Source organism: Candidatus Magnetobacterium casense (assembly GCF_000714715.1).
Taxonomy (GTDB): Bacteria; Nitrospirota; Thermodesulfovibrionia; order Thermodesulfovibrionales; family Magnetobacteriaceae; genus Magnetobacterium; species Magnetobacterium casense.
The window spans coordinates 18,685-43,490 of the sequence record NZ_JMFO01000011.1; the positions used below are offsets into that span (position 1 = coordinate 18,685).

General features: G+C 49.5%; 27 protein-coding genes. 11 read left to right on the forward strand and 16 right to left on the reverse strand.

Annotation, left to right across the window (positions count from 1 at the left end):
- Position 1 precedes the first annotated feature (1 nt).
- From Mcas_RS16540 to Mcas_RS07685, 4 genes are read left to right on the forward strand one after another with little or no spacing between them, the layout of a single operon-like run.
- Entirely contained in the window at positions 2–622 is a 621-nt protein-coding gene (locus tag Mcas_RS16540) for a class I SAM-dependent methyltransferase (protein ID WP_052567001.1), read from the forward strand.
- A gap of 45 nt (positions 623–667) precedes the next feature.
- Positions 668–1,381, forward strand: coding sequence for a peptidoglycan editing factor PgeF (gene pgeF, locus Mcas_RS16545; protein ID WP_156033259.1), 714 nt, complete (start codon positions 668–670; stop codon positions 1,379–1,381).
- A 20-nt stretch (positions 1,382–1,401) separates the two neighbouring features.
- Entirely contained in the window at positions 1,402–1,854 is a 453-nt protein-coding gene (gene tsaE, locus Mcas_RS07680; protein WP_052567003.1) for a tRNA (adenosine(37)-N6)-threonylcarbamoyltransferase complex ATPase subunit type 1 TsaE, read from the forward strand.
- Positions 1,829–2,680 carry an NAD(+)/NADH kinase gene (locus tag Mcas_RS07685; RefSeq protein WP_040334941.1) on the forward strand — a complete coding sequence of 284 codons (852 nt, stop codon included), beginning with the start codon at positions 1,829–1,831 and terminating at the stop codon, positions 2,678–2,680. Before tsaE ends, Mcas_RS07685 begins: the two co-directional genes overlap by 26 nt.
- A 166-nt stretch (positions 2,681–2,846) precedes the next feature.
- Here Mcas_RS07685 and Mcas_RS07690 read toward each other — a convergent pair whose 3' ends face one another.
- The 6 genes from Mcas_RS07690 to Mcas_RS07715 form a co-directional block, all read right to left on the reverse strand.
- Positions 2,847–3,857, reverse strand: a complete 1,011-nt coding sequence (locus Mcas_RS07690; protein ID WP_162176279.1) for a 5'-methylthioadenosine/S-adenosylhomocysteine nucleosidase family protein — start codon at positions 3,855–3,857, stop codon at positions 2,847–2,849.
- Positions 3,858–3,903: 46 nt separating this feature from the next.
- Positions 3,904–5,361, reverse strand: coding sequence for a hypothetical protein (locus Mcas_RS07695; RefSeq protein WP_040334943.1), 1,458 nt, complete (start codon positions 5,359–5,361; stop codon positions 3,904–3,906).
- Between the two features lie 541 nt (positions 5,362–5,902).
- Positions 5,903–7,117, reverse strand: a complete 1,215-nt coding sequence (locus Mcas_RS07700; RefSeq protein ID WP_162176280.1) for a hypothetical protein — start codon at positions 7,115–7,117, stop codon at positions 5,903–5,905.
- Positions 7,118–7,264: 147 nt separating this feature from the next.
- Positions 7,265–8,434, reverse strand: a complete 1,170-nt coding sequence (locus Mcas_RS07705; protein ID WP_040334945.1) for a DegT/DnrJ/EryC1/StrS family aminotransferase — start codon at positions 8,432–8,434, stop codon at positions 7,265–7,267.
- A 2-nt stretch (positions 8,435–8,436) separates the two neighbouring features.
- Positions 8,437–9,432, reverse strand: coding sequence for a GHMP family kinase ATP-binding protein (locus Mcas_RS07710; RefSeq protein WP_040334946.1), 996 nt, complete (start codon positions 9,430–9,432; stop codon positions 8,437–8,439).
- A 30-nt stretch (positions 9,433–9,462) separates the two neighbouring features.
- On the reverse strand, positions 9,463–10,404 hold the full coding sequence (locus Mcas_RS07715; protein WP_040334947.1) for an NAD-dependent epimerase/dehydratase family protein: 942 nt from the start codon (positions 10,402–10,404) through the stop codon (positions 9,463–9,465).
- A gap of 105 nt (positions 10,405–10,509) precedes the next feature.
- On the opposite strand from Mcas_RS07715, the gene Mcas_RS07720 reads away from it, so the two are divergent.
- Positions 10,510–10,977, forward strand: a complete 468-nt coding sequence (locus Mcas_RS07720; protein ID WP_040334948.1) for a hypothetical protein — start codon at positions 10,510–10,512, stop codon at positions 10,975–10,977.
- An 8-nt stretch (positions 10,978–10,985) separates the two neighbouring features.
- On the opposite strand, the gene acpS is transcribed toward Mcas_RS07720, so the two are convergent.
- From acpS to Mcas_RS16550, 3 genes are read right to left on the reverse strand one after another with little or no spacing between them, the layout of a single operon-like run.
- Positions 10,986–11,378 (reverse strand): holo-ACP synthase, encoded by a 393-nt coding sequence (gene acpS / locus Mcas_RS07725; protein WP_040334949.1) that lies wholly within the window; start codon positions 11,376–11,378, stop codon positions 10,986–10,988.
- Positions 11,378–12,115, reverse strand: a complete 738-nt coding sequence (locus tag Mcas_RS07730; RefSeq protein ID WP_040334950.1) for an SDR family NAD(P)-dependent oxidoreductase — start codon at positions 12,113–12,115, stop codon at positions 11,378–11,380. The genes acpS and Mcas_RS07730 overlap by 1 nt, the downstream gene beginning before the upstream one ends.
- Before the next feature lie 51 nt (positions 12,116–12,166).
- Positions 12,167–13,546 carry a serine/threonine-protein kinase gene (locus Mcas_RS16550; RefSeq protein ID WP_052567004.1) on the reverse strand — a complete coding sequence of 460 codons (1,380 nt, stop codon included), beginning with the start codon at positions 13,544–13,546 and terminating at the stop codon, positions 12,167–12,169.
- Between the two features lie 256 nt (positions 13,547–13,802).
- On the opposite strand from Mcas_RS16550, the gene Mcas_RS07740 reads away from it, so the two are divergent.
- Positions 13,803–14,246 carry a hypothetical protein gene (locus Mcas_RS07740; RefSeq protein ID WP_040334951.1) on the forward strand — a complete coding sequence of 148 codons (444 nt, stop codon included), beginning with the start codon at positions 13,803–13,805 and terminating at the stop codon, positions 14,244–14,246.
- Positions 14,247–14,430: 184 nt separating this feature from the next.
- Here Mcas_RS07740 and Mcas_RS07745 read toward each other — a convergent pair whose 3' ends face one another.
- The 5 genes from Mcas_RS07745 to Mcas_RS07770 form a co-directional block, all read right to left on the reverse strand.
- Positions 14,431–14,739, reverse strand: coding sequence for a hypothetical protein (locus tag Mcas_RS07745; protein WP_040334952.1), 309 nt, complete (start codon positions 14,737–14,739; stop codon positions 14,431–14,433).
- 156 nt (positions 14,740–14,895) lie between these two features.
- Positions 14,896–15,597, reverse strand: a complete 702-nt coding sequence (locus Mcas_RS07750; protein ID WP_040334953.1) for an ABC transporter ATP-binding protein — start codon at positions 15,595–15,597, stop codon at positions 14,896–14,898.
- Positions 15,590–16,789 carry an ATP-binding cassette domain-containing protein gene (locus Mcas_RS16555; RefSeq protein WP_052567005.1) on the reverse strand — a complete coding sequence of 400 codons (1,200 nt, stop codon included), beginning with the start codon at positions 16,787–16,789 and terminating at the stop codon, positions 15,590–15,592. Before Mcas_RS16555 ends, Mcas_RS07750 begins: the two co-directional genes overlap by 8 nt.
- A gap of 149 nt (positions 16,790–16,938) precedes the next feature.
- Positions 16,939–17,415 carry a rhodanese-like domain-containing protein gene (locus Mcas_RS07765; protein ID WP_040334954.1) on the reverse strand — a complete coding sequence of 159 codons (477 nt, stop codon included), beginning with the start codon at positions 17,413–17,415 and terminating at the stop codon, positions 16,939–16,941.
- Between the two features lie 76 nt (positions 17,416–17,491).
- Positions 17,492–17,767, reverse strand: a complete 276-nt coding sequence (locus Mcas_RS07770) for an STAS domain-containing protein (protein WP_040334955.1) — start codon at positions 17,765–17,767, stop codon at positions 17,492–17,494.
- A 161-nt stretch (positions 17,768–17,928) separates the two neighbouring features.
- Between Mcas_RS07770 and Mcas_RS07775 the strand changes: the two genes are divergently transcribed.
- The 5 genes from Mcas_RS07775 to amrS all read left to right on the forward strand — a co-directional run bounded on the left by Mcas_RS07775 (position 17,929) and on the right by amrS (position 22,430).
- A complete protein-coding gene (locus Mcas_RS07775; protein WP_040334956.1) occupies positions 17,929–18,702 on the forward strand; it encodes a ribonuclease H-like domain-containing protein in 774 nt (257 codons plus the stop codon).
- Positions 18,699–19,574, forward strand: a complete 876-nt coding sequence (xerD, locus tag Mcas_RS07780) for a site-specific tyrosine recombinase XerD (protein WP_040334957.1) — start codon at positions 18,699–18,701, stop codon at positions 19,572–19,574. The genes Mcas_RS07775 and xerD overlap by 4 nt, the downstream gene beginning before the upstream one ends.
- Before the next feature lie 12 nt (positions 19,575–19,586).
- A complete protein-coding gene (surE, locus tag Mcas_RS07785; protein ID WP_040334958.1) occupies positions 19,587–20,357 on the forward strand; it encodes a 5'/3'-nucleotidase SurE in 771 nt (256 codons plus the stop codon).
- Positions 20,353–21,000 (forward strand): protein-L-isoaspartate(D-aspartate) O-methyltransferase, encoded by a 648-nt coding sequence (locus Mcas_RS07790; protein WP_353740386.1) that lies wholly within the window; start codon positions 20,353–20,355, stop codon positions 20,998–21,000. The genes surE and Mcas_RS07790 overlap by 5 nt, the downstream gene beginning before the upstream one ends.
- Positions 21,001–21,395: 395 nt before the next feature.
- A complete protein-coding gene (gene amrS, locus Mcas_RS07795) occupies positions 21,396–22,430 on the forward strand; it encodes an AmmeMemoRadiSam system radical SAM enzyme (RefSeq protein WP_040334959.1) in 1,035 nt (344 codons plus the stop codon).
- Here the strand turns inward: amrS and Mcas_RS07800 are convergent.
- Positions 22,362–23,957, reverse strand: a complete 1,596-nt coding sequence (locus Mcas_RS07800) for a cobyric acid synthase (protein WP_052567006.1) — start codon at positions 23,955–23,957, stop codon at positions 22,362–22,364. The two genes, amrS and Mcas_RS07800, sit on opposite strands and share 69 nt — an antisense overlap.
- Before the next feature lie 291 nt (positions 23,958–24,248).
- Positions 24,249–24,476 (reverse strand): hypothetical protein, encoded by a 228-nt coding sequence (locus Mcas_RS07805; RefSeq protein WP_040334960.1) that lies wholly within the window; start codon positions 24,474–24,476, stop codon positions 24,249–24,251.
- Positions 24,477–24,806: the final 330 nt, after the last annotated feature.

Genomic DNA, 24,806 nt, shown 5'->3' on the forward strand with positions numbered 1-24,806 from the left:
AATGAAGAACATTGTGAAGCTACTATCCTTTAACACGTTTATACCGGTCTTCTACCCGGCGCTGATGTTACCGCTGAGGGGTAATCGCAAGAAGGCAATAAACATGCTCAACTTCAATGCCGGAGACCGTGTCCTTGTCCCCGGTGTGGGGACGGGTCATGACCTCTCTGCCCTGCCCAAGGATGTCGTAGTTGAGGGCGTAGATATCAGCGACGTCATGCTCGGTATCGGAAAACTCAAGATCAAGGCAATGGGCCTGGATAAAAGCGTCAGATTCAAGAAAATGGACGCAGAAGACCTCTACTACGATGACAACACCTTTGACAAGGCCATCCTTAGCCTGTTTCTGACGGTTGTCTTTAACCCCAAAAAAGCCTTTTCCGAGGTCGTTCGCGTACTAAAACCGGGCGGGCAGATACTAGTCTACGACCACCTGTTCAGGGAAGGCGATATCCCTGCCAATGTGGCTAAACCCATAGATGCAATCCTGAGCTATGGCTTTGCAAGCATCACAAGAAACTTAGATGACATCATAGAAGGACAGCCCGTTACCATTGACAAGGTAACAAGTGGCGACCCCGTAGGGTTTATGAAGGCCTTCGTACTAAAAAAGAACGGTTAATTGTATCCATTGCACTGTGAACAAGATATAAAGGGGTCAAGGGGTATGGACCTCTTGCAGTGGGGGTCTGAGGGGGGGACGGAGCCGCCCCCCTTCTTTTTAGGCAACCAGGTAAAGGCACTCTTTACTGACAAAAACGTTGGTATAGACAGGGCTAGCATCTGTGCCTTATTTGAGCGGGAAGTTGACTTCTACATGCCCACACAGAGACACACAGACTTGGCTATCACCATCCTCAGAGACCAATCATTGACACCGGAGGGTTGTGTTGCCGATGCGGTTATCACGAACAGGCCAGGGGTCGTGATCGGTGTACAGACTGCCGATTGTGTGCCCATACTTGCATTTGACCCGCATAGACACGTAATAGCAGCCATTCATGCCGGGTGGCGTGGCACGGCAAAGGGCATCCTCAAAACAGTTATAGCAACCATGCGTACCGACTTCTCCTGTAATCCACGGGAAATCTTGATTGCGGTGGGGCCATCCATCAAGTCCTGCTGCTACGAGGTGGGGGGCGACGTCATGTATGAAGTGCGGCAGACAACCGGGGCAGGTGACTATATCCGCCAGGAGGGCGACAAGTGGTACGTTGACCTGGCAAGGGCAAACCTGCATCAGGCCCTTGCGGTGGGATTGGCTGAGACAAACGTCTGGATATCCCCTGATTGTACGTTCTGTATGCCCGAACTCTACCACTCCTATCGCAGAACAAAGGCCGGTACTGGCAGGCAGGGTGGTTTTATCGGTATGTTGTAGGGCAGAGTCGCCCCCTTCTTATGTTTGAGCTTATCAGTAAGTCGCACGACCAGACGGTGGCGATTGGTCAGAGGCTGGGCAAGCTCCTCAGGAGCGGACAGTGTGTGTTTGTCGTTGGTGACTTTGGCTGCGGCAAGACCACTCTAATCAAAGGGATCGCCGAAAACTTTGGAATCAGACAGGAGGCCATCACCAGTGCCAGCTTTACCATCATTGCCGAATATGACACGGACATCCCGTTTTACCACATCGACCTCTACCGCCTTGAAGACGTTGAGGCAATCTACAACTGTGGTGTCTTTGAGTGTCTTGGTGGTGAGGGGGTGGCCGTTGTGGAGTGGGCCGACAGGTTGGATGGCCATTTCAAGGCCGATATATACATAACGATAACACACGTTGAGCCCCACGGTGAGCAGTCACTGCGCCGTCTGGTGATTGAAGGTATGGATGAAAAGGATTGGAATAATCTGTAAGAAGGGCAAAGCGGAACCCATTGCACTCTTAAAGGAGCTTCTGCCGTGGTTGTCAGAGAGGGGGTTGACGGTGTTTGCAGACAGTGATGCGGCACAAGTCCTTGGCATACGCGGTTATGAGAGGTGTGCACTGCCCGACCTAGTTGATATGATAATTGTGCTGGGGGGGGATGGGACAATGCTCTCAGTGGCACGGCTTATCGCACAAAGAGACATCCCTATCTTTGGTATAAACCTTGGAGGACTTGGGTTTATCACCGAGGTCAGTAAGGGCGAGGCCCTCGATGCCTTGGAAAAGGTCATTGCCGATGATTATGTCATCGAGGACAGGATCATGCTCCACACCCGCATCATCAGACAGGGACAATCTCATGAAGAATTCACGGTTCTCAACGACGTGGTGATAAACAAGGGGGCGTTGGCCCGCATATTTGACATCGAAATCTTTATAGAGCGCAAGTACGTAACGACCTTCAAGGCCGATGGTCTGATTATCTCAACGCCGACTGGTTCCACGGCCTATTCGCTCTCAGCCGGTGGGCCAATCCTGTATCCCACGCTGCACTGCATAGTCATAACGCCAATCTGCTCACACACCCTTACCAACCGCCCCATTGTGATCGGGGATGGTATGCTCATCGAGGCCAGGGTCAACCCGGGTAGCAAGGACATAAGTCTCACGCTCGACGGTCAGATAGGCCGGGCGTTGTGTGACAACGACGTGATTGAGATCAGAAAATCCGACCACGTAGCCCGTTTGTTGTTGCCGGCACAGCGGGACTATTTCCAGGTCTTGCGCGAAAAACTTAAATGGGGTGAACGATAAAAAGAGGAGCGACGCTTTGCACGCGAGCGGTAGCTCACTTCGGAACAGGCCAGGCGTTTCTATCTATCGCGCGGTTTCGTAAAGTCTCCGTTGCAGTCAATGACGCTTATGATGACTTTGGCAACAGTGCGTTCCATTCTGGTTGAAATGAAGAGCGGGAAAGGGGCTACCGAGGCGGCATAGAAGCAACCTTTAACAGCTCATACATGAACAGAGACGCCGTTAGCGATGCATATGAGCGCCATTTGTCGTTGCTGGCATCCTCATCTGCCCAGTCAGATATGCCACGAATAACAACAAAAGGAACATTCTGGCTATGACATGCCTTGGCGAATCCGCCAACCTCCATCTCATACGCAATCGTTTTGCGATTGTAGAGGTCCTGGCATTTTTTCATGTATTCCGGGTCTTCAATGAAAGCATTGCCAGTGAATGCTGGATCAAGATGCACATCAGGTGGAAACTTATGATTATCAATACGCTGAAGCTTCGGCGTATTCCAGATACTCGGCTCCTGACCAATCCCCCTGCAAAGCCTCAGCAAATGCTCATTTGGCTTTCCAGGATTTCGAAGTTCTGGAATAGTATGTTGGCGCCCGTCTACCCGAGTAATTTTGTATACACTCTCGTCAAAAATATGAGGAGGCACAACTACATCACCTAAATTAGATTCCCTTAGTCGTGAACCCGCACATATGCCTACCAAGACAGCCAAATCTGGTTTCAAACCAATGGTTTCCTTAAACTGCCAAATAAAGTTAGTCGCGATGCTAGCTGCATCTTGGTTGCCTGTTTCGGTCTGTTGGACTAAGATAATGTTAACAGTTCGAGTATCAGATGAAAACTGTCCCCTATACCATGTTTTCTCAACGTCAAAAACTAGTGGCGTAAAGGAAGAGATACCAGGCAGTTGTTTGTCGGGAAATGTCTCTCTAAGAGAGTTGATTTCATCATCCCGTACAGTTATTACAAGAACATTTACGTTCATCTTCTGCTCCATTACGTTCATTTTCTGTTCCATTATCGGCTTGATCCTTTCTGGGAACTCGCTCAACATTGCCTTTGCCAGATTCCAGTAGTAGCTCTCTGCTGGTAGAATCTGCAACTTTGTGAAAAAATCAGCGATAAGCAGTTCACGTTTGTTGTTATTTTTACATTTGGCAAGTTCATCCGCCAAAACTCTGATCGATATCTCTGGACGTTCTACGTCCGGTATGTCGTTCCTATACGAACGAACCATTGTTAAACCATTCCTTTGGAAGCTCAAACTCATACAAACAAAAGCTGTTATCAATACGCAACCTGGCCTGTGGTGACTCGAAGCTGAGGACGCACAAGTGCGCAAGAACAGTGCGCCTAAGGTGATCCAGAAGTTTCATGATGGCATCCCGTGTCCCACCAGTCACGGAGAACTCCTCAAGGACAAGTACTGGTTGATCAGGATTAACCGAGTCAAGCTGTTGACTACAAATAGGTTCTTTGAGACGAAGTCGTGCAGTGACTTCTTCCACATTGCTGGAATCAGGCTTGAGTTCATTCCTTACCCAATTGGGGAGTTCTATTAGAGTTGCGCCAAGTAGTTCCCTAAGATACAAAGGCAATGGCTTTGCACCTTTCTCTTGCAAATGAACAATGGGAATTCCCTTGAGTCTGCATTCCCCAAGGCTATTTTTCAACAGGTTTACTGCTTTCTTGGCAAGCCATGGACCATTTTCATTCACAATATCCCGAATGGGAGGCACTACTTTAAGAGGCTTGGAGCGATGCTTTGGGGTATCTGAATTATCTTCTGAAAGACACGGAAAGTCGCCTACCATATCCCAGAAGTCATAGGATGTGAGAGAAAGGTATTGATCGGCAAGTCCACTGTCTTGATGCGGGATATCCAACCGGCACAAAGGGCATTGGCTATTATATTTTTTCAGCTTGCGATGGAGTAGATAAAAAACCTCGTATTCTACACCATCGAATATGGGTAGCCAAGACCCATTCCTATCTTTGTCCCCACGCGTAGATATGACGGAAAAAATCTTCGGCTTGGGGAGTTTTGCTTTGGCCCAATCTTGCAATATCGATGCAAGAGTATTAGCTGTATCGATTACAGGCATGACAAGAAGATATTGTGCCTGAGGGCAATCTTGCCCTTCCTTGAGATATTCTTCCACGCTCATAGGTCTTTTGGACGAACAGTCTTCGAGCGTAAGCACCACATCTCTTAGCCAGTTTGATTGGGGGTCTGTATAGAGTATAATGGGGTTCTCCTGGTCTTTGTAATGTTCTTTTATGTGATCTCGTATGAGCTGTGCAATCTCATCCTTGCATTCCGAACCGTCAAAGTAATGCCTGGCACAATATGCTTGCTTTTCTTTGTTTACGACCCGAAAGTGACCTAAACGCCTGATCAATTTCAAGTCGAGCATATCAATTGGCGTATTTCTTGCGCGCAGAAGCTCCCTTTTATATTCTTCTCTGTCAATCAAATCTTTGAATTGTTGATGCCCACGGATAAGCCCTACATCGTCAATTATGAGTGCATTCCCTGAATTGAAAGAAGCCAGCATTGGAGACCATAAAATGTCAGTCTCTGTGGGGCGCGCCTGTTTTAGTATTATCCACAGAGGTTGTTCACCTCGGGATAGCGATTCATTAATCAGTGTGGTTAATGCGGAGACAATAGCCATTTCCCATTCGGAGCGAATGGTTTCCGTTGACGTAGCTCTGGCTATCTCGACTATTGCAATTTCTATGGGTGTCTTCCAATTGTTCTGAACATAGCTGTAAAGCTGATTATATCGGATGTTCTGGGTTTTGACTGTAAAAAATCGTGTAACCCCTTGACACTAAACGATTATTCAAAATTGATAGTGTCTACATTTTAAAATTCTTTGCTATATTAATAAGTTATCATGAAATGTATTATACCATGCCTCACTAATAAAATCAAGTTTTAGTGTCTACGTGTTTACACATTTTCTTTTATAAAACCTTATATTTAAAGGAAGTAAGCCTTTTTTTGCGCAGAACATCCGTTATATATCTCTATATGCCCTAGACCGCCAGTTTTTGCCACTGATGGCACGTTCATATCTTTACCTGATACGCTCTGAATACAATGCGCTTTAGTAAGCGAACGCGCTATCCAACAATATAATTCTTGCAGTTTTTTCGAGATCGGCTCGGAGGCTAGAGATCCAAAGGTGTACTGTATGAATTGAACACTCTTCACTGGTTGCAGTCAGATCCCATTGATTGTCTTCGTATTGGAAGACGAACGATTAGCATGTTACCTGGGAATTGGAAGTTATTATTCGGGCGCGAAATAGATACGGCATAGTCAGCTTTATTAGGGCCTTTCTCTTCTCCTCGCTTCACATTCATAAAAAGATTCCCTGTTCTGAAAGAAACACTGCCGCCAAAAATGTTTACGGCGCAGTCAACCAAAATATAGAGCCCCATGCCCGGCTGGCGGAGTGGGGAGTCCGTTGGAATCTCATCGGAAAGCATAGTGCGATGACCTATACCATTAGGGTCGCGTGTAATTCCGGCGCATATTGAAGAGAAAAGAATCTCAGCGTCAGAACTGTCTCTATTCGGAATATAATTTGTCGATAGATTGCGTGGTTGACCTTCGCTGGCATGTTTGTACGTTATTGAACACAGCTTCTCAGGGAGTTGTAACCTGGACGATACGATTGATCCACCATCATTAATCACCTTTTTAAGTGTTTCTACAATCCCCTTGCCGTTGTCCCACCACAAGCACGTGAACGCTCCTTCTTCCTTATTGTGCTTCCAGTGAATGTGTGAAGTCGTGATAATCATCGTAGCATCAGGATGACGGACAGCGTTCATCATTGCCTCGAAAACTATTCGAGACGGATAAGTGTTCTTTACAAAATTGCGCCATTCGGTTCGGTCCATTTCTTCCGGACACTTAAGATTCAACTGGAGCCAAGCCATTATCAAAGTTTCGTTGGAACGTTTCAGCTCATCGTCTACATGCTGGTTACTTGGTCTATCTTGTCCATTGATACCACATATAAACTTTATAGGGAGATAAGTCTTCTCAAGCTCGTTCTCAAGGTCATCGGGACGGCGTGGTTGACTGGTATCGTCAACACTTTCCATTAGGACAGATGGATCACTTATACTTTTTAACGCCTCCAAGAAATTCCAGTTTCTCATAAATCTTCGCACGGCAAATTCTGTGGGAAATTTTATTGCCGGTGGGCGATTATTACGTTTAAGATCACTATAGATTGCGAGGAGCATTATCATTGATGCGGGTTCAATGAATTTTATTTCTGACAAGTCAATGCCGATCTGTATATCACTATCTTGGATAGAGCCAAGAAATCCCGACAGAGCGTTATCCAACGGTCCTGCCAAGCCATCTTTCAGGTAGCACCAATGATATAATTTTGCTTTTTCAGACATGCAACAGTGTAACAAATTAAAAGAAAAAATTGCAATATTTTTTTATGGCAGGTTTGATTGGACTAAATACAAGGTACGTGGCATTTTTACGGGGCCAAGGGATCAGTTCCCTTAACCCCTTCATAACTACTCAACCCTTCATCCTGCTCATACGTTCTTTAACGTTTTGTGGAGATAATCGATTTCGGCCCGTATGTCTATGGGGTGGTTGCCTACAAAGAATCCATAGTCGTGTGCGATATCGGCATTGGACGACCCAGTCACCTCGTAGTCAAAGTACTTTATGACATCATGCCGGAGGAAGTTGCCGCCAGTGATGATCCTGTGCTCGATTTCGGCCTCCCGGAGCCTCTGCAAAACACGACCTCTGTCTACCCCCGCTTTGGGATTGACGATCATCGTAAAGCAGAACGACGAACTGACGGAATCCGGCCCCACCGGCCTCTGGATAATAAACCTCTCGTCATCCTTAAACAGCCCCGTAAAGTGGGCGGCATTTGCTATGCGTGTATCTATGAATCCCCGGAGCTTTTTCAACTGCTCCTTGCCCACACCCCCCTGCAACTCCGTGGGACGGACGTTGTAGCCGGGAAGGATAAAGCGATAGGCCTCATAAAAATCGTCGTCGCGGCGATTGAATATGACGCTACCGGGGTCTTGGTCTCTCGTCCATCCGTGATTTCTCAGCGACCTGCACAGGCAGTACAGTTCATGATCATTGGTTAACACCAAGCCACCCTCCATCGTCGATATGTGGTGGGAGAAGAACGTGCTGAAGGTGTTGAGCAATCCAAATGTCCCGGTGTACCTGCCCTTGTGGGTGGCACCAAGGGATTCACAGTTGTCCTCGAACAGTATAATGCCATGATGGTTACATATCTCCTGGATGGCTGTAAAATCGCAGGGATTACCCAGGATGCTGACGGCCACAACCATCTTTGTTTGTGGCGTGATGGCCTTTCTCAGCTCGTCTATGTCGTAATTGAGGGTATGGAGGTCTACGTCAACAAACCTCAGTTTCAGACCGTACTGATGCAGCGGATAGTACGTCGTCGCCCAGGAGATGCAGGGCACTATGACCTCATCGCCACGCCGGAGGGGGGCCTTACTCCTGAAAAACAACGACGCAACTGCTATAACGTTTGCCGAGGAGCCGGAGTTGACCATGACGGCATGTTTCATACCCATGTATGACGCAAACTGCTCCTCAAACTCCCGGACATGCCTACCCATCGTAAACATGTCGCTGTCTATCACTGAAACCATTGCCTGTTTCTCTTCAACCCCAAAGGTTGAGGAGGTTAACGAGTATTTCATTTTCACATCCTGTCTGGTTGATATACGACGATCTTTGAGCCGTCAAAGTCGAAGTTAAACGGTACGTGCAGGAACTTGTCAAGCGCCCTTTTTATCTTAAAGTGGTCCCTTGGTTCGGCGTAAAACACCATGAAACCTCCCCCTCCTGCCCCCAGGAGCTTACCGCCTATGGCACCGTTTTTGATGGCCGTATCGTACATTTCGTCTATTTCGGGTTTAGTAATCTTTGTTGACAGTGTCTTTTTCAACTTCCACGTCTCATTTAAGAGTTCCCCAAACTCCCTGAGGTCCCTGCTTGGGGTAGTAAGTATCTTGTAGGCGTAATCGACCATTTCCTTCATCTGTGCCAGGTTGTCGTAATTCTTGGGGATATTCTTTATCTTGTCTCCTGCCACCTCGGAGGCATATCTGGAAAGTCCCGTGAAGAATAACAAGAATCGCTCCCTGAAACTATGCAACCTCTCAGGCTTCATTATGACGGGTTCCACGACGATCTCACCACTCTGCAAGAAGTTGATCACGTTCATCCCCCCGTATGCGGCAAAGGTCTGGTCCTGGGAACCCACGTTTTCCTTGATCAGGTCTTGCTCTACGTGTATGGCCTCCTTTACCAGCTCATCCCTGGAAGTCACCTGTCCCTCAAGTGCGTACATGGAGTTGAGCAGCCCCACGGTGAAGGACGAACTCGACCCCATACCACTTCGCGCCGGAATGTCGCCATCGTGATGAATCGACACCCCATAGGCAACATTAAGGTACTTGAGCGTCTCTCTCACGGAGGGATGCTGTATGTCGTTGATTTCCTGAACGTTTTCCATCTTCGAATAGACTATCCTGTGCGTGAAGTCAAAAAACGGTGGCAACCTCCTGACGCTTAGGTAGCAATACTTATCTACGGCAACGCCCAGGACCTTACCCCCGTGTTTCAGATAGTAGTCCGGGTAATCAGTGCCCCCGCCGAAAAACGATATCCTGTGCGGCGTGCGCGATATTACCATAATAACACCCTTTGTCCTCCTTAATTTCTATCAGACGTTGGCAAACTGGTTGGGCCTTAGTATTTTGTAGCCCTTGAGCAGTTCCTTTATGCCGTCATCGAGGGAGTGGTCAGGGCGCCATCCCATGCCCTCTATTTTTTCGTTGCTAACGAGGTAATCCCTCTTGTCGGGGTCCTCGCCGACCTCGGCGGAGTGGATGTAGAGTTTTGGCACGTATTCCTTGATTTTTTCGCAGAGCTGACGTTTGGTCAGGTTTGCCGAACTCAGGCCAACGTTAAAGGGCTGTCCCTTCATCCTGTCATAGTTGTTGATGGTAAAGACGAAGGCCTTTGCCACATCGCGGACGTGTATGTAGTTGCGCCTGAAGTGCTCCTCAAACAGGACAATAAAACCGTCCTTGTAGGCACGATATGTAAAGTCATTGACCAGGAGGTCCATTCTCATGCGCGGACTCATCCCAAAGACGGTTGCCAGACGCAGGGTGACTGCGCTGCCTTTATCCAGGAAGGCCTTTTCGATTTCGACCTTTGCCACGCCATACTCCGATATCGGTCGCAGCGGAGAGTCCTCCGTACACATGCTGTCCTTTTCACCGATCCCGTAGCCGCTGTTGGTGGTGGGAAAGATGGCCTTCTGTAAGGAAGATAGCCCCTTGATCAGCGTCATCTGGGCATCGTGGTTTACAAGGTTTGTCAGCGTTGGGTTTATCTTACATGCCGGAGCGCCGACGATGGCAGCCAGGGGAATGATGATGTCAAACTTTGGAATCAGGGACGACATCAGTTGTTCGTTACATATATCTCCCTTGATGAAATCAAAATCCGGATTGGCACAACAATCAAGGAGGGCATGCTGGTTAAACAGCAGCGAGTCTAAAGCGGTTACCTTAAAGCCATTGTTCAACAGCACAGGCACCAATGTAGACCCCAAATACCCAGCCCCTCCCGTAACTAACACACTTTCTTTTTTCATAAACTTACCTCCTTTTAAAACACTGATTATGTAACATCAGGGGAGTAAATGTCAAGTTATGACTTAACCCCTTCGTTGAGGCGTGTTTCTTTTCCCGGAGTTTTTATGGTACAATTAATCATGAAGACATTGATGGTATTTTTCGTATTGATGTTTTGCATGACAATCGGGGTTGAGGCTGCCGATTCGTCATTTACCCAGGCGGACAGGGACCGGATGACTCGGCTGGAAGAAGGCTTAAAGGCCACCAATCAGAAGATCGATGACGGTCTCAAGGCCGTCAACCAGAGGATCGACGATGGTCTCAAGGCCGTCAACCAGAGGATCGATAGCGTCAACCAGAGGATCGACGATCTCAGAGGGTTGATATACGTAATGATCAGCGTAACAGTTAGCGGTATGCTTTTTATTGTCGGTTTCGCCTTATGGGACAGACGGACAATCCTTGCGCCTTTGACTAGAACCACCAGGGAACTTGAAGCTCATACTGAGAAACTGACACTCGCAATCAAAGCAAAAGCCGAAAAAGACCCGGAACTGAAAGAGGCATTAAGACACGCAGGGTTGTTGTAACCTCAGTATTATTCTAAGGGGTTGTCTGTCGATAACAGAATTACTGTTGCGGCGGCATAGTCGGCACTGTGGGAGATGGAAACCGTGACCTCTTTGATATTGCGTCGTCTAATCAGGGTCTTGATCCAGCCCCTTAATGTCAGCGTTGGTTTGCCGGAGGGTTGATTGCTAACCTCTATGTCCTGAAAGACGCCCGTTGTTGTAAAGCCAATGCCAATGGCCTTAAGCATGGCCTCTTTTGCCGCAAACCGCCCGGCAAGTGACACGTAAGGTCTGGCCAACTGCATACAGGCTATGCGTTCCTTTTCGGTAAAAATGTCTGTTACAAGCCGTGTGTTTCTGTCTGCTACGTCTTTGAACTTAGGGATATAAACGATATCCAGCCCCTGAAACAGACGCATCAGGAGACGCTTAACCCACCGTCAACGGCGATGGCCTGCCCCGTTATGTAATCCGATGCGTGGGACGATAAAAACAGCACCAAGTCGGCCACATCGCCCGGTGTTCCAAATCTCCCTGCGGGGATGTCCTTGAGCACCTCCTCACCGGCACGCTTTCTGACCCTCTTGCTCATATCCGTGAGGATCATCCCGGGTAGCACGGCATTTACCTGTATCCCCTTGGGGGCAAGCTCCACGGCACATGCCCTGGTAAAGGAGATCACCCCGCCCTTGGATGCCGCATAGTTGGACTGCCCGCGCGTACACTTAACGGCTGCAACGGAGGCCAGATTGACGATCTTGCCGCAATGATTGACGATCATCAGTTGGGCAGCCATGCGACTGCACAGAAACACGGCCTTGAGATTGACATCCATTACCCCCTGCCAGTGGGACAGCTCCATTGCCAGCAGGAGTTTGTCGTTGATGACACCGGCGTTGTTTATCAAGATGTCAAGGCGGCCATGTTTTTTTCTCACGTGTTCAAACAGACCCCTGACCTCTGACTCCTGTGTGATATCGGCCTTGAATATCTCACTGTTGCCTCCCAGCTCTGGCAACAAGGATACCGCAAGCTCCTCCGAACCTTTATAGACGGCAATCACCGTCGCCCCAGCCCCGGCAAGTCTGAGCGATATCTCCCTGCCAATCCCCCTGGCACCGCCAGTGACTATGGCAATCCTATCAGTTAAACTCATACATAGAAGTCTACTATAATTAATGGCAGGGGGTCAAGAAGTCAGTTTTTTTTAAGAGTCTGATTGCTTGGCCAGGAGGGCGTTGACCTTGGCGTCGCTCTTTCGCAGTTTATCCGAAAGTATGATGGCCAGGTTTCTGTATAGCTTCAGGCAGAGTCTTGGTTCAGAGTTTCTGAGTACCACTTCATTGATGGCTATGAGTATGCAATCGGTTTCGCATATTGCGGTGGCAAAGCGAGGGGCAGACTCCATGATTGCCATCTCACCAAAGCAGTCGCCCACCTTGAGCCTGTTTAACAGGGTTGGGTTTTCTTGCGGGGAGAACACCTTTGTGATCCTGATCTGACCCGATATAATGATATACATCGTGTTACCGATGGTGTTTTCCTTAAATATAACCTCATCGGCCTTAAAGGTGTTTTTTTTGCTTATTTTTATAATTGTGTGGAGTTCTTCCAGTGTAAAGTCCGAAAAAAAGGCGTAACTCTTCTTAAGTGCCAGCAGGAAATCCTTGTTGGCGTACTCTACGGGGCTGCGGGCACTCTGTGAGCCTTCCTTTTCACTCTTGTTGAGAAAAATGACCAGGGCATCGGCAAACTCACTTGCCGATTGGAAACGCTCCTCTTTGTTTTTCTTCATAGCGCCCATGATACAATCGCTGAGGGTTTTGTCTACTTCCGGTAAGATAAAGTGCGGGGCAATAGGGTCTTCGGTCTTGATCTTATGAAACAGGGAGGTGATATCGCTTGCCGGAAAGGCCTTTCTGCCCGTTATAAACTCATAGGCCATAGCGCCGAGGGAAAACACATCCGTAAGCCTGTCCAGGTCCTGTCCACTGATCTGTTCCGGGGACATGTATGAGGGCGTACCGAGTATCTTGTCCTGCGTGGGTCTGGCCATGGCGTCCTTGGCCGTTGAGAGCATTGCTATACCGAAGTCCATTATCTTTGCCTGGTAATCCTCCAGGAGCATGATGTTGGCAGGCTTGATGTCTCTGTGTATGACACCACGCTGATGGGCATAGTGCAAGGCGTTGGCTATGATGGTTAGGATACGTACCTTGTCATCGAGGGTCAACGGGAGCTTATCCGTAATAACGCTCTTGAGCGATATGCCGCTGACGTGCTCCATGACAAAGTAATGTATGTCATAGTGCTGCCCCGCATCGTAGATCATCGCAATGTTTGGATGTGCCAGCTTGCCTGCTATCCGAACCTCCTGGTAGAACAACGCCAGAAGCTCCTTTTCCTTAAAAGACGACAGCACCTTCCCCAGCTTGATGGTCTTTATGGCTACCGTGCGATCAATGATCGTATCATTGCCCTTGTAGACGACACCCATTGCCCCATGACCAAGCTCATGCAGTATCTTATATCGCCCCAGATGGGTCAACCCCATAGTGGTGTTATACAAGAGGTTAAATCTTTTCATTGCCACTTACAGTTTATTATAGCATAACAGATATGTTCATTAGGCATTTATGTTGCGCGGGTGGCCACGGCAGGGCAATCGCAGTCACATTGCCGTTGCATGGTATATAGGCCCCGGTGCTCAGTGGTGACTGTGCTGCCGGCAGGCGCTGACGGATACACATGAAAAATTTATGCACTTTTTTTGTTTTAATTTGGCAAAATAAGATATAATAGGACAAAGAAAGTAACGGCAAATTGTAAACAAAGGAGGCTAAATGAAAAGCAACACGTCAGGCAAAGGGATAAATATGAATATTATAAAAATTACGGCTATCCTGTTCCTGGGTCTAGTGATAGTGGTGTATTCCATACTACTGTTTACAGGGGGATTGGGCAAGGAGGTTGTCACGATAAAAAAAGCCACCGATCCCAAGGAGATAGAGGCAGCCAATAAGGTCATAGAGACGCTGTTGTTGAATAATACCACCGGTGTCGTCACCGAATACACCGAGGCAGACAACTATCTCAGGATCAAGGTAGCAAGAGACATCTGGAAAAAGAAAAAAGCAAGTGAAAAAAAAGAGTTCCTGACAACCCTGTCCCACGCACGTTCTACCCTGGGGCTGACTCCAAACCTAAAGATCGTAGACAATAAGTCTACCGCTGAATATGCATCCTTTGAAAACAACAGACCAACTCTCAGTGAGACAGATTTTTAGTTTACCCCCACTAACCAACACACACACGCAGCCACTGGTATCAGAGCCGACTACCCGGCTGCTTCGATGCGGTAACTACCCTTGCCCGTGGTCTCATGGTGGGGGGCTGAGATATTCTCCATGACCTACCCCTTGGTTTGGTCGGTAGTGTCCGTTTACTTCGTTGACAATATCGTTATTTAAACTATACGTTCTTTTTAAGCAAGGAATCAACGCCGTCTTTTAAGATGCCAAACACCGTGTTTGTGCTGCTGAGGGTTGATTTCGTCTTTGCCAGTATCTTCGTGCTATTTTCAATCAACCTGACAGTGGCATGGTCCAGTTGATCGTTGAAGCTCTCTTTTAACACCTCTGCTGTTCCTTTGAGTTTTTTGCTTAAGCCCTTTACAGCTTCCTTTGGGGCCGTTATAACTGTTATGCCTGCTCCGAGAAAGCTGCCAACAAACACCGACGTGAAAACTATCATTCCCGATATCTTCTGCTTTGGGTTCATATTCTCCTATAGTGTAACGTTTCCTAAAATTATACAGCTCACTGATTACTATCTTAACAAGTTTATATATTTTTGTCAAACTCCCCAATTGCATTTAACCCAATCGAAACGTGCTGTATTGCACACGAGCGAAAAATAGATTTGCCCGCCCTGCCCTTATCCGAGATATGCCTCTGCGACCCTTGGGTTGTGCAGGAGGTCTTGAGCCGGAGCGGCAAGGGCTATGCGGCCAAGATCGAGTACCCATCCGTAATTGGCCAGCTTCAGGGCAGCCCTGGCGTTTTGTTCCACCAACAGAACGGTTATGTTGTCACTGGCAATGCCCCTGATTATATCAAAGATGGTCTGCACCATCAGTGGAGCCAACCCAAGACTGGGTTCGTCGAGCAACAGGAGCCTGGGACGTGCCATCAGCGCCCGACCAACTGCCAACATCTGCTGTTGTCCGCCGGAGAGCGTTCCACCCTCCTGATCAAGACGCGTTGCAAGCACCGGGAAGTAGTCAAACACCCGCTGCATGTCCTGCCTGATGCCTGCCCTGTCCCTCCTGATGCAGGCACCCAGGAGCAGGTTTTCACGCACCGTCATACGGGGGAATATCCGCCGCCCCTCTGGAACCTGGCAGATACCCATGCGCACTATCTGCTCCGGGGACGCCCCGTGTATGGACACTCCTTCAAGCTCGATCTCCCCCTGTGTTGGATGCAGAAGACCGGAGATGGTGCAGAGCAGCGTGGACTTGCCCGCTCCATTGGCCCCAATCAGACAGCCAATCTGACCGCTCCTAAGCTCAAAGCCGACCCCCTTGATGGCATGTATGCTGCCGTAGTAACAGTGGACGTCGTTGAGCTTAAGCATGGTCGCTATCCACGCCAAGGTAGGCCTCGATGACCTCACGGTTGGTACGTATTTCCTGCGGGGTGCCATCGGCTATCTTTTTGCCGTGGTCGAGGACTATTATCCTGTGGCAAGCCTGCATTATCAACCGCATGTCGTGCTCTATGATGATGATTGTTATCCCCCTGCGGTTTATCTCTTGTATGAGTTCAACGACTCTGGCGGTCTCAAGGGGATTCATTCCGGCGGCAGGCTCATCCAGGAGCAGGAGGGATGGCCCCGTTGCCAGTGCCCGTGCAATCTCAAGACGCCTCTGGTCGCCGTAGGGGAGGTTGGCCGCCCTGAGGTCACCCCTGTCGTGCAGGCCGACAAATTCAAGCAATTCCTCCGCAGACCGATGAATCTCCAGCTCTTCGGCCTGTTGAGAGGCACTGCGCAGTATCGAGGCCAGGACTCCACAGCGGCCATGCCGGTGCCGGGCTGTCCTAACGTTGTCGCAGACGGTCATATCCTTGAACAGCCTGATATTTTGAAAGGTGCGCGCTATTCCTGATGCGTTTACCCTGTTAGGTCTGATGAAGGTACCAAAGGCGGCAAGTACACCACTGCCACTGAGACCAACGATGACAAAAGGACTGTATACTATAAATATCAATGCCGTTACAATGACAACAGGTTTCAGGGGCAACAGTTGTACGGCCTCCGGGCCAACCGAAAAGAACCTGTAATGGCCGTATAGCTCAAGCCTGAAGAGCCACACCACCGCCGTAATGAGGTCAGACAGCGCAAAGACAATGGCCACTGCCCTGCTCCAACCTGCAAATGAGCCAAGTCTCCGGGCGCTGAACACCCTGAGTATCGTGACCACCATTAACGCCATAAATGTCTCTAGTTCAAACACCACCCCCGGTAGCGTTACCGCCGAAAACACCATCCCCCACAATAGGGTTGCAACAAGCATCACATAGCTGAACCTGACAACAGACACCGTAACTGCACCGTCCACCTCGGGGACTATGTCAACCCCCTTAAACCGTATAAAGCCACCAGAAGGACTCACAATACCCGAAAGACAATTGACAAGCGTGGTCTTGCCGGCCCCATTAGGACCAATAAGGCCAACCACCTCGCCCTCATCGATAACAATGTCAACATCGCTTAAGGCACTCAGACCTCCATACGACTTACTCAGCCCTCTGGCTTCTATAAGCATCTGTTTCTCTAAGTAATTAACTATGGGCAGAGGCTTGTCATGCACTGAACAAGGAAAAGGGTACTTACCCCCTTCCTTGCAGTGGTTCTATAGAGCAGACAGTGCATGTGTATACAAAATTTCTTATTGTATACTGAACTAGACCGCCTCTATCTTTCTACCGGGTTGCCTGCTTTTATCCAGTCAGCCATTTTCATGGTTACGGCTGTTACATCGGTAAATCCTACGTCCTGGAGGGCCTTTGCGGTTAACACTGCCCTGCCGCCAAGTGCGCAGTAGGTGTAGATTTTTAGAGAGGTATTGGTCTTGTCGGGGAAACCCGCCACTGCCTTCCATATCTTGAACTCAGCCAGACCTCTTGGGATGTTTGTGGCTCCAGGGATAAATCCGGACTTATATTCCTCCGGCTCTCTGACGTCAATGATGATCGCATCACCCTTGTTTTCAACCACCTTCTTAAATGCCTCCATATCGACGGTCTTAACTGAGGATTTGGTCTTACCGATAACCTCATCAACTGAGGCCGGCCACCCCTTGGCGGGCTTTGCATCCTCTGCAAAGACCTGACCTGAAAGGCCAAGCATAAAGATACTCATCAACGCTACCACGAATAACTTAACTCTCATGTTTCTTCCTCCGTACTGCTTTTTTATATTACCTCAAAAAAAGGCGGCCTTTAAAACCCCATGGTATAATTAAAGTCTACTCGTTTATTTCAAACAAATCCAGTGTGTCGGACAACATCAGGACGTCTTTCATCACCCTGCTTGGCTTTCGGATGATCACCTTTGGGAGGTTGTTGTCGTTGACAAACTTAGAGATGGCCAACAGGCAATCCAGCCCCTCCGGTTCAATGACCCTGACCTCCGAGGCATCTATGAGGACGGCGCTGCGGTGCTTTATTTTCTCCCTGACGATGTCATAAGCCGCCTCGGCTGCTTCTATGTCCAATGTTGATGGCAATGCTATCTTTAACATTTGAGATTTCGCACAATACTCCCACGAGCTCTATAGTAATGACATCAGGTATTTTTTGTCAATATTATTTTTGCTTTGAATTATATTGTCAGTTGTTGTTATAATTAGGTTTGGAATTATTTTAACGTGAAAGGTTATAAACGGGTATAGAATAGCATAAAATGATAAAAAATACGTTCAGTGTATTTGACGGCATAGGGGAAGGTACGGAGAAGAGGCTGTGGAAAAAGGGAATTATGACATGGGAGGACTTTGTCAACGAGGAGACCATTCCCTTTGTCAGCCGGGAGAGGAAGTGCGACATCAATAAGAGTGTTGAGTCTTACACCAAGGGGCTGGAGGACGGTAACTGGTCGTTGTTTGCCCGGTGCATCAAGAGAAAGGAGCACTGGCGGTTTTTTGAGCTGTTTAAGAACGATGCCGTGTGTCTGGACATTGAGACCAACGGTCTGCCCAGGGACTGTGGCGGGTATATAACAGTGGTGGGGTTGTATGACGGTACCAAGTATACGTCCCTGGTAAGTGGCAAGGGGTTGACGGAGACAAACCTCATCAAGGCGTTGTCGCCGTATAAGTATTTGATCACGTTTTACGGGGCGGTTTTTGACATCCCGTTTTTGCTCACGAGCTATCCAACGCTTAACCTTGAAATGCTGCACTACGATGTGTGTCTTGACTCCAGGCGGATCGGGATGCGCGGTGGGCTTAAGAAGTATGAGAAGTGTTTTGGTATCAACAGGGTTGACGAGGTAGATGGAATGAACGGTTTTGATGCCGTGAGGTTGTGGCACATGTATAAGCGTGGCGATAATGCCTCCCTGGAGACGCTTATCAAGTACAACCGTGAGGATACGGTAAACCTCCTGGTGGTGGCACAGTACGTCTACGACGAGCTGAAGCGTGCAACGGGCATCGGAGATTACTTGAAGCTATGAATGATGCACTGAAAAGGTTTCTGATATATCTGAGTGCCGAGCGGGGGCTTGCCGGCAATACTATTGATGCCTACGGGACAGACCTGAGGCTGTTTTTTGCCTTCATTACGGCATGGCAAAAGACACCGGCAGACTTTAACCGTCAAGACATCATTGAGTACATACACAGCCTGAGACAGAAGGGTTATTCCTACAGATCGATATGCAGGTTTATCGCTTCGGTGAGGTCTCTGTGCAAGTACCTGTTGATCGAACGAGTGCGGGTTGATGACCCTGCGGAGAATCTGCACAGACCCAAGGGGTGGCAGCACCTGCCCAGGACGTTGAGTGTTGAGGCCGTTGTCGGGGTATTGAAAACGACGGTATCAAGCAAGTATGTTATGCGTGACATTGCGATGCTTGAGCTGATGTACGCATCGGGGTTGAGGGTCAGCGAGCTGGTGCTTGTAGAGATAGCCAATCTCCAGTTGGAGGCCGGCTTTATAAAGGTCAAGGGCAAGGGGTCGCGGGAGAGGCTGGTGCCGGTCAACGACAGGGCAAGACAGCGTATAATGGCTTATTGTAAGGATATACGCCCAATTATTCTGAAAAAACGCATCAGTCCGTATCTGTTCTTAAGCAACAGGGGAAAGCCGTTGACACGACAGCGGTTCTGGCAGACGATCAAGGCATATGGCAAGGCGGCAGGAGTTGAGTTATCGCCTCATACGCTGCGGCACTGTTTTGCCACGCACCTGGTGGAGGGCGGGGCAGACCTGCGTTCGGTTCAGAGGATGCTCGGACACGCCGACATAACAACAACACAGATATACACCAAGGTCTCAACCGAACTTATCAGGAAGGAGTACAACGAATGTCATCCGCGGGCATAATTGGAGGCAGCTATGGGTAAATCCACGGCCCCGCTGATCCTTGTCACCAACGACGATGGCGTAAGCTCTCCCGGGATCATAGCGCTTCATCGGGCGATGAAGGAGATAGCCGATTCGATCATTGTAGCCCCCGACAGGGAGAGGAGCGCTACCAGTCACTCACTGACCATGCACAGGCCGCTGCGGGTCAGCGAAGTGGGGCAGGACATCTACTGTGTAAATGGCACCCCTACTGATTGTGTGGCCGTGGCGGTACAGAAGGTGGTAGACAGACCTGCTGCGCTGCTGGTGTCTGGCATAAACATGGGAGGCAATCTGGGCGATGACATAACCTATTCCGGCACGGTGTCGGCGGCCATTGAGGGGACGATCATGGGTGTGACCTCGTTTGCCATATCGATGGTGGGAAGCGGTGGATATCACTTTGACACAGCCGCCTCATTTGCCGGTAAACTTGCCCGCATAATACTTGACAAGGGGCTGCCAAAGGACACGCTATTAAACGTAAACCTTCCCAATCTGCCGGAGGTCGATATCAAAGGGGTCAAGTTCACCAAGCAGGGCAAGAGGCTCTACATCGGCTCCATCCATGAGACATTTGACCCCTGGGGACGCAGACACTACTGGATTGGTGGCGGCACGCCCTCCTGGGAGGACGACATCAACACCGATTACCTGGCCGTGGAGTCCGGTTATATCTCCATTACCCCCATACACCTGGACCTGACCAACTACGAGGCCCTGGACTGTCTCAGAAGGCAGTGGAGGGAGGTCTTTGATTAGTACCTCATTTGACGACAGACGCAGGGCCATGGTTGATACCCAGATCGTGGCACGCGGGGTAAGGGATGCCCGTGTCCTTGAGGCCATGTCTAGGGTACCGAGGCACCTGTTTGTCGGAGACGACATAGTTGAACGGGCATACCACGACATGGCCCTGGATATAGGGATGGGGCAGACGATATCTCAGCCCTATATGGTGGCAGTTATGACGGAGCTGCTGGAGCTTGACCCTACACTGAAGGTGCTTGAAATTGGCACCGGTTCGGGGTATCAGAGTGCCATCCTTGCGGAGCTTGCAAGGGAGGTCTGCACGATTGAGCGGATCGATTCCCACACGGAACGGGCACGAAACAGATTGCACGACCTGGGATATGACAACATCAGGTTCAGGACAGCAGATGGCACCCTTGGTTGGGTCGAGGAGGCACCCTTTGACCGCATACTGATAACGGCTGCCGCACCGGATATCCCACAGCCGCTTATTGAGCAACTGGCTGATGGCGGCATTGCCCTTGCTCCGGTTGGACAGCGCCATACGCAGCAGTTATTAAAGCTCAAAAAGTCAGGTAAAGACTTCACTAAGGAGTCTCACGTATTGTGCGTATTTGTACCACTTATAGGACAGTACGGCTGGCATGAGTGAGGGCAGAGCTTCAGGCTTTACGACTGGTTTGTTGCGGTGTTTATCTGATTTATCTCCCTAAAGTTGAGAATGTCGAGATACAACCAATCCCTGAAGGCAAGCGTGTAGAGTCCTTTCTTGCTTGCATAATTGACGACATGATGCATCCTCTTAAAAAAGCATGGTAAAATGGGGTCAAGGGGACTTCTTTCCGGCCGGGGCGCCTCACCCCTCCCCTTGCGGGGGGTTCTGAAGGGGGGCGGAGGGGGTGAGGCACCCCTGCCACAAACCGCCCCTTTCTTTCTTGCCTTAAAGTATAGTTACCATGAAATATAAAGAGGATACGAAGATACGTTATTTTATTGTATTACATATAAGTGATATGCTAATATATTGTTATGAATGCAGAGACGGAGATGAAAGAGGCTTACCTATATAACAAGTTGCCTGACGGCAGGGTGGAGTGTTTGTTATGTGCCCACAGGTGTGTTATTGCCCAGGGCAGGCGCGGGTTGTGCGGGGTCAGGGAGAATCGCCAGGCAATGCTCTACAGCCTCGTCTACGGTAAGCTCGCCACCGCACACATAGACCCCATCGAAAAGAAACCGCTCTATCACTTTCATCCCGCTTCCACGACCTTTTCCATTGCCACGGTGGGATGCAACTTCCGGTGTCTGCACTGTCAGAACGCCGACCTCTCTCAGTATCCAAGGAGTTTCAGGGAAGACTTCACGATCGTTGTAACCGGCAAGCACTCCTCTGCCTCGGAGGTGGTTGGTGCCGCACTCAGCACCGGGTGCAGGAGCATATCGTATACGTACTCGGAGCCGACGGTCTTTTTCGAGTTTGCCCTTGACTGTGCAAAGCTGGCCAGGGAGAAGGGGCTTAAAAACGTCTTTGTAAGCAACGGTTTCATGACGCCTGAGAGTGCTCAGACTCTCATTCCATATCTCGACGCCAACAACATCGACCTCAAGGGCGACGACAAGTTTTACCGAAAGGTCTGCGGCGGACGGATTGAGCCTGTAAAGGACACCATCAGGCAGATGGCAGAGGGGGGGGTATGGGTTGAGGTTACAACGTTAGTGATCCCCGGGCACAACGACTCGAACTCTGTGCTGAGGTCGATAGCGGAGTTCATTGCCTCGGTGAGTCCGTCAATCCCCTGGCACGTGACAAGGTTTCATCCCACCTACAAGATGATGGACAGGCCGTGGACGTCCGCCGATACCCTGGCAACGGCAAGGCAGATCGGCCTGGATGCCGGTTTAAAGTACGTCTATCAGGGCAACGCCTACAGTGAAGGAACCGAGGACACCTGGTGTCCTTCCTGCAAGACGTCCTTGCTCAAAAGGCAGGGGTTTTTCGTCAGCGAAGATGTCTTACTTAGGGCTGAGGATGGCACTGGCCGCTGCCCGGTGTGTTCCACCAGGATAGACGGCGTCTGGTAGAGGGTTCAGGTCTGTGATTCTGCAGATAGCCTCCATGTCCAGGTGTGTCTTGACAACTCCTGCCAGGGAGTCGAGGGAGTCTAACATTACCTGGTGGTAGTTGACAGAGGTCTCCAGTGGCGGCAGGGAGCGTTTCTCTCTGAGGGCGTTGACAAGTGCCCTGCGGAAGGCGTCGTTGTCAAAGATGCCATGCAGGTACGTGCCCCAGACGTTGCCGTTTGAGGAGCCATCGGCATAGCGATGTGTGCCATCAAGGGGGCTGACGTCAAACAGCTCTATCCGGCCTTGTGACTCTCCCATGTGGATTTCGTACCCTTGCAGGTTGGAGAGATGATCAGCGGCAGTGTTTGTGACATGCCAGTCCAACCAGGGTGCCTTGCGCAGGTTAGCCCTGACCCTGCGGGTGGTCTTTGTCCGGTCAAAGGTGGTGCAGATATCGAGCAAACCCAGGCCCTCCACCTCTTTGACGTGACTCTCTACGCAGTAGGGGTCGCTCAATAGCCTGCCAAGCATCTGATATCCGCCGCAGATACCGGCAATGGGGATGCCCCTCAGTGCGGCCTCCTTTAACACCGCCTCAAGTCCGTTGGCCCTCAGGGACAGGAGATCGCTTACGGTGTTCTTGCTGCCTGGAATTATGATTAGGTCGGAGTTCAACAGTTCCTGCTGCCCAAGCGTGTACGACAACTCCACATCAGGCTCGTACAGGAAGGGGTCGAAGTCCGTGAAGTTGGAGATGTACCTGAGCCTCAGCACCCGCACCTTGATGGGTCTGTCGCTGCATGTATCCTTGTAACGTTTGTATGAGTCTATGGCAAGGCCGTCTTCTTCGGGCAGTCTGAGGTTGCCCACGTAGGGCAGGACGCCCAGGACGGGGATGCCCGTCTTTGCAGAGAGCATGTCGATGCCACTGGTAAGGATGTCCAAATCGCCTCGGAACTTGTTGATGATAAAGCCCTTGATTCTGTGTGCATCCTCCGGTATCAACGCAACGGTGCCATAGAGCGACGCAAAGACCCCCCCTCTGTCGATATCCCCCACGAGCAGGACGGGGGCGTTGGTGTGCCGTGCCACAGCCATGTTGACGATCTCCACGTCTGAGAGATTGATTTCGGCAGGACTTCCGGCACCCTCGATGATGATCAGGTCGTACTGTGCGCTGAGTCTCTCAAGTGCGACCTCGACATATGGCCAGGCACTGTCCCGGAAGCGGTAGTACTCCTGTGCGGACATGTTGGCGTGTACCTTGCCCAGAAGAATGACCTGAGAGCCGCTCTCCCCGGAGGCCTTGAGCAGGATCGGATTGAGATAAATGGACGGCTCGATCCCCGCAGCCTGCGCCTGGAGGGCCTGTGCCCTTCCAATCTCCCCACCCTCGATGGTGATGTAGGAGTTAAGCGCCATGTTCTGGGCCTTAAACGGTGCCACCCTTACCCCACTCTGTTTAAATATCCTGCACAGGGCGGCAACAAGCAGACTCTTGCCCACCCCCGAACCTGTACCCTGTATCATCAGAAACTTACTCATAAATTTGGTATCCTCTTAACAAGCATGGTAAATATTTTGTACCTTTTTTATATTTCTATGGTAACTATACTGAGCAAGGTGATTGAGTATTTTACAACCCTCTGATTCTTTACACTTTGAACATTCAGTTGTTAAAAAACTTGTTCTATGACCTTTGAAAGTATATATTTTAAGGCAAGCAGGAACAGCAGGGGCGGGTGCAACCCGCATAATCAAATCGCTCCTTAAAGTCGCCAGGCCGTTAAATCGTGGTTCAGACATCTTTAATGCTTAAGTCAATAGTATTAGGGGCTAGGGGAGGATGGCTGGAAGGTTCCCTTGCCTTGCCTTTATATCGTCGAAGTTGAGTATGTCGAGGTACTCCCAATTTCTGTATGCAACGACGCAGAGTCCCTTTCTGGCTGCGAATTTGATAATTTCATCCTCAACGACGACACTGGCAAGCATGGGGATTATCTGTCTGCCTTTGCACTTCTCGAAAAAGGTCGGCAGTGTTTTTGTCTTGGCCAGTATCTTCATGACATATCGTCCATCCGGTTTGGATTTTACCTCTCTATCTTTTCTCTCACTCTATACTCTCTATGATAGCATGTATGACAGCCCTTTGGCAACGGCGACTACCCGCTGCAATAAAAAAATCTCATAGGCCCATTGACAATTGCATTAGATATAGTGCTATACTAGCCTATGTTTAAACTTAACGTACCTGAGGAGAAAAATATAAGGGCCAGATCCTCTGGCACCCCTATTGCAAGCAAGCAAGCACATATAACGCATCCTTAATAGCCTGTTTCTTTATCACCAATCCTTCAACTTCCGTCCTTATGTCTGCTTTTTTGCCGGGTGAAT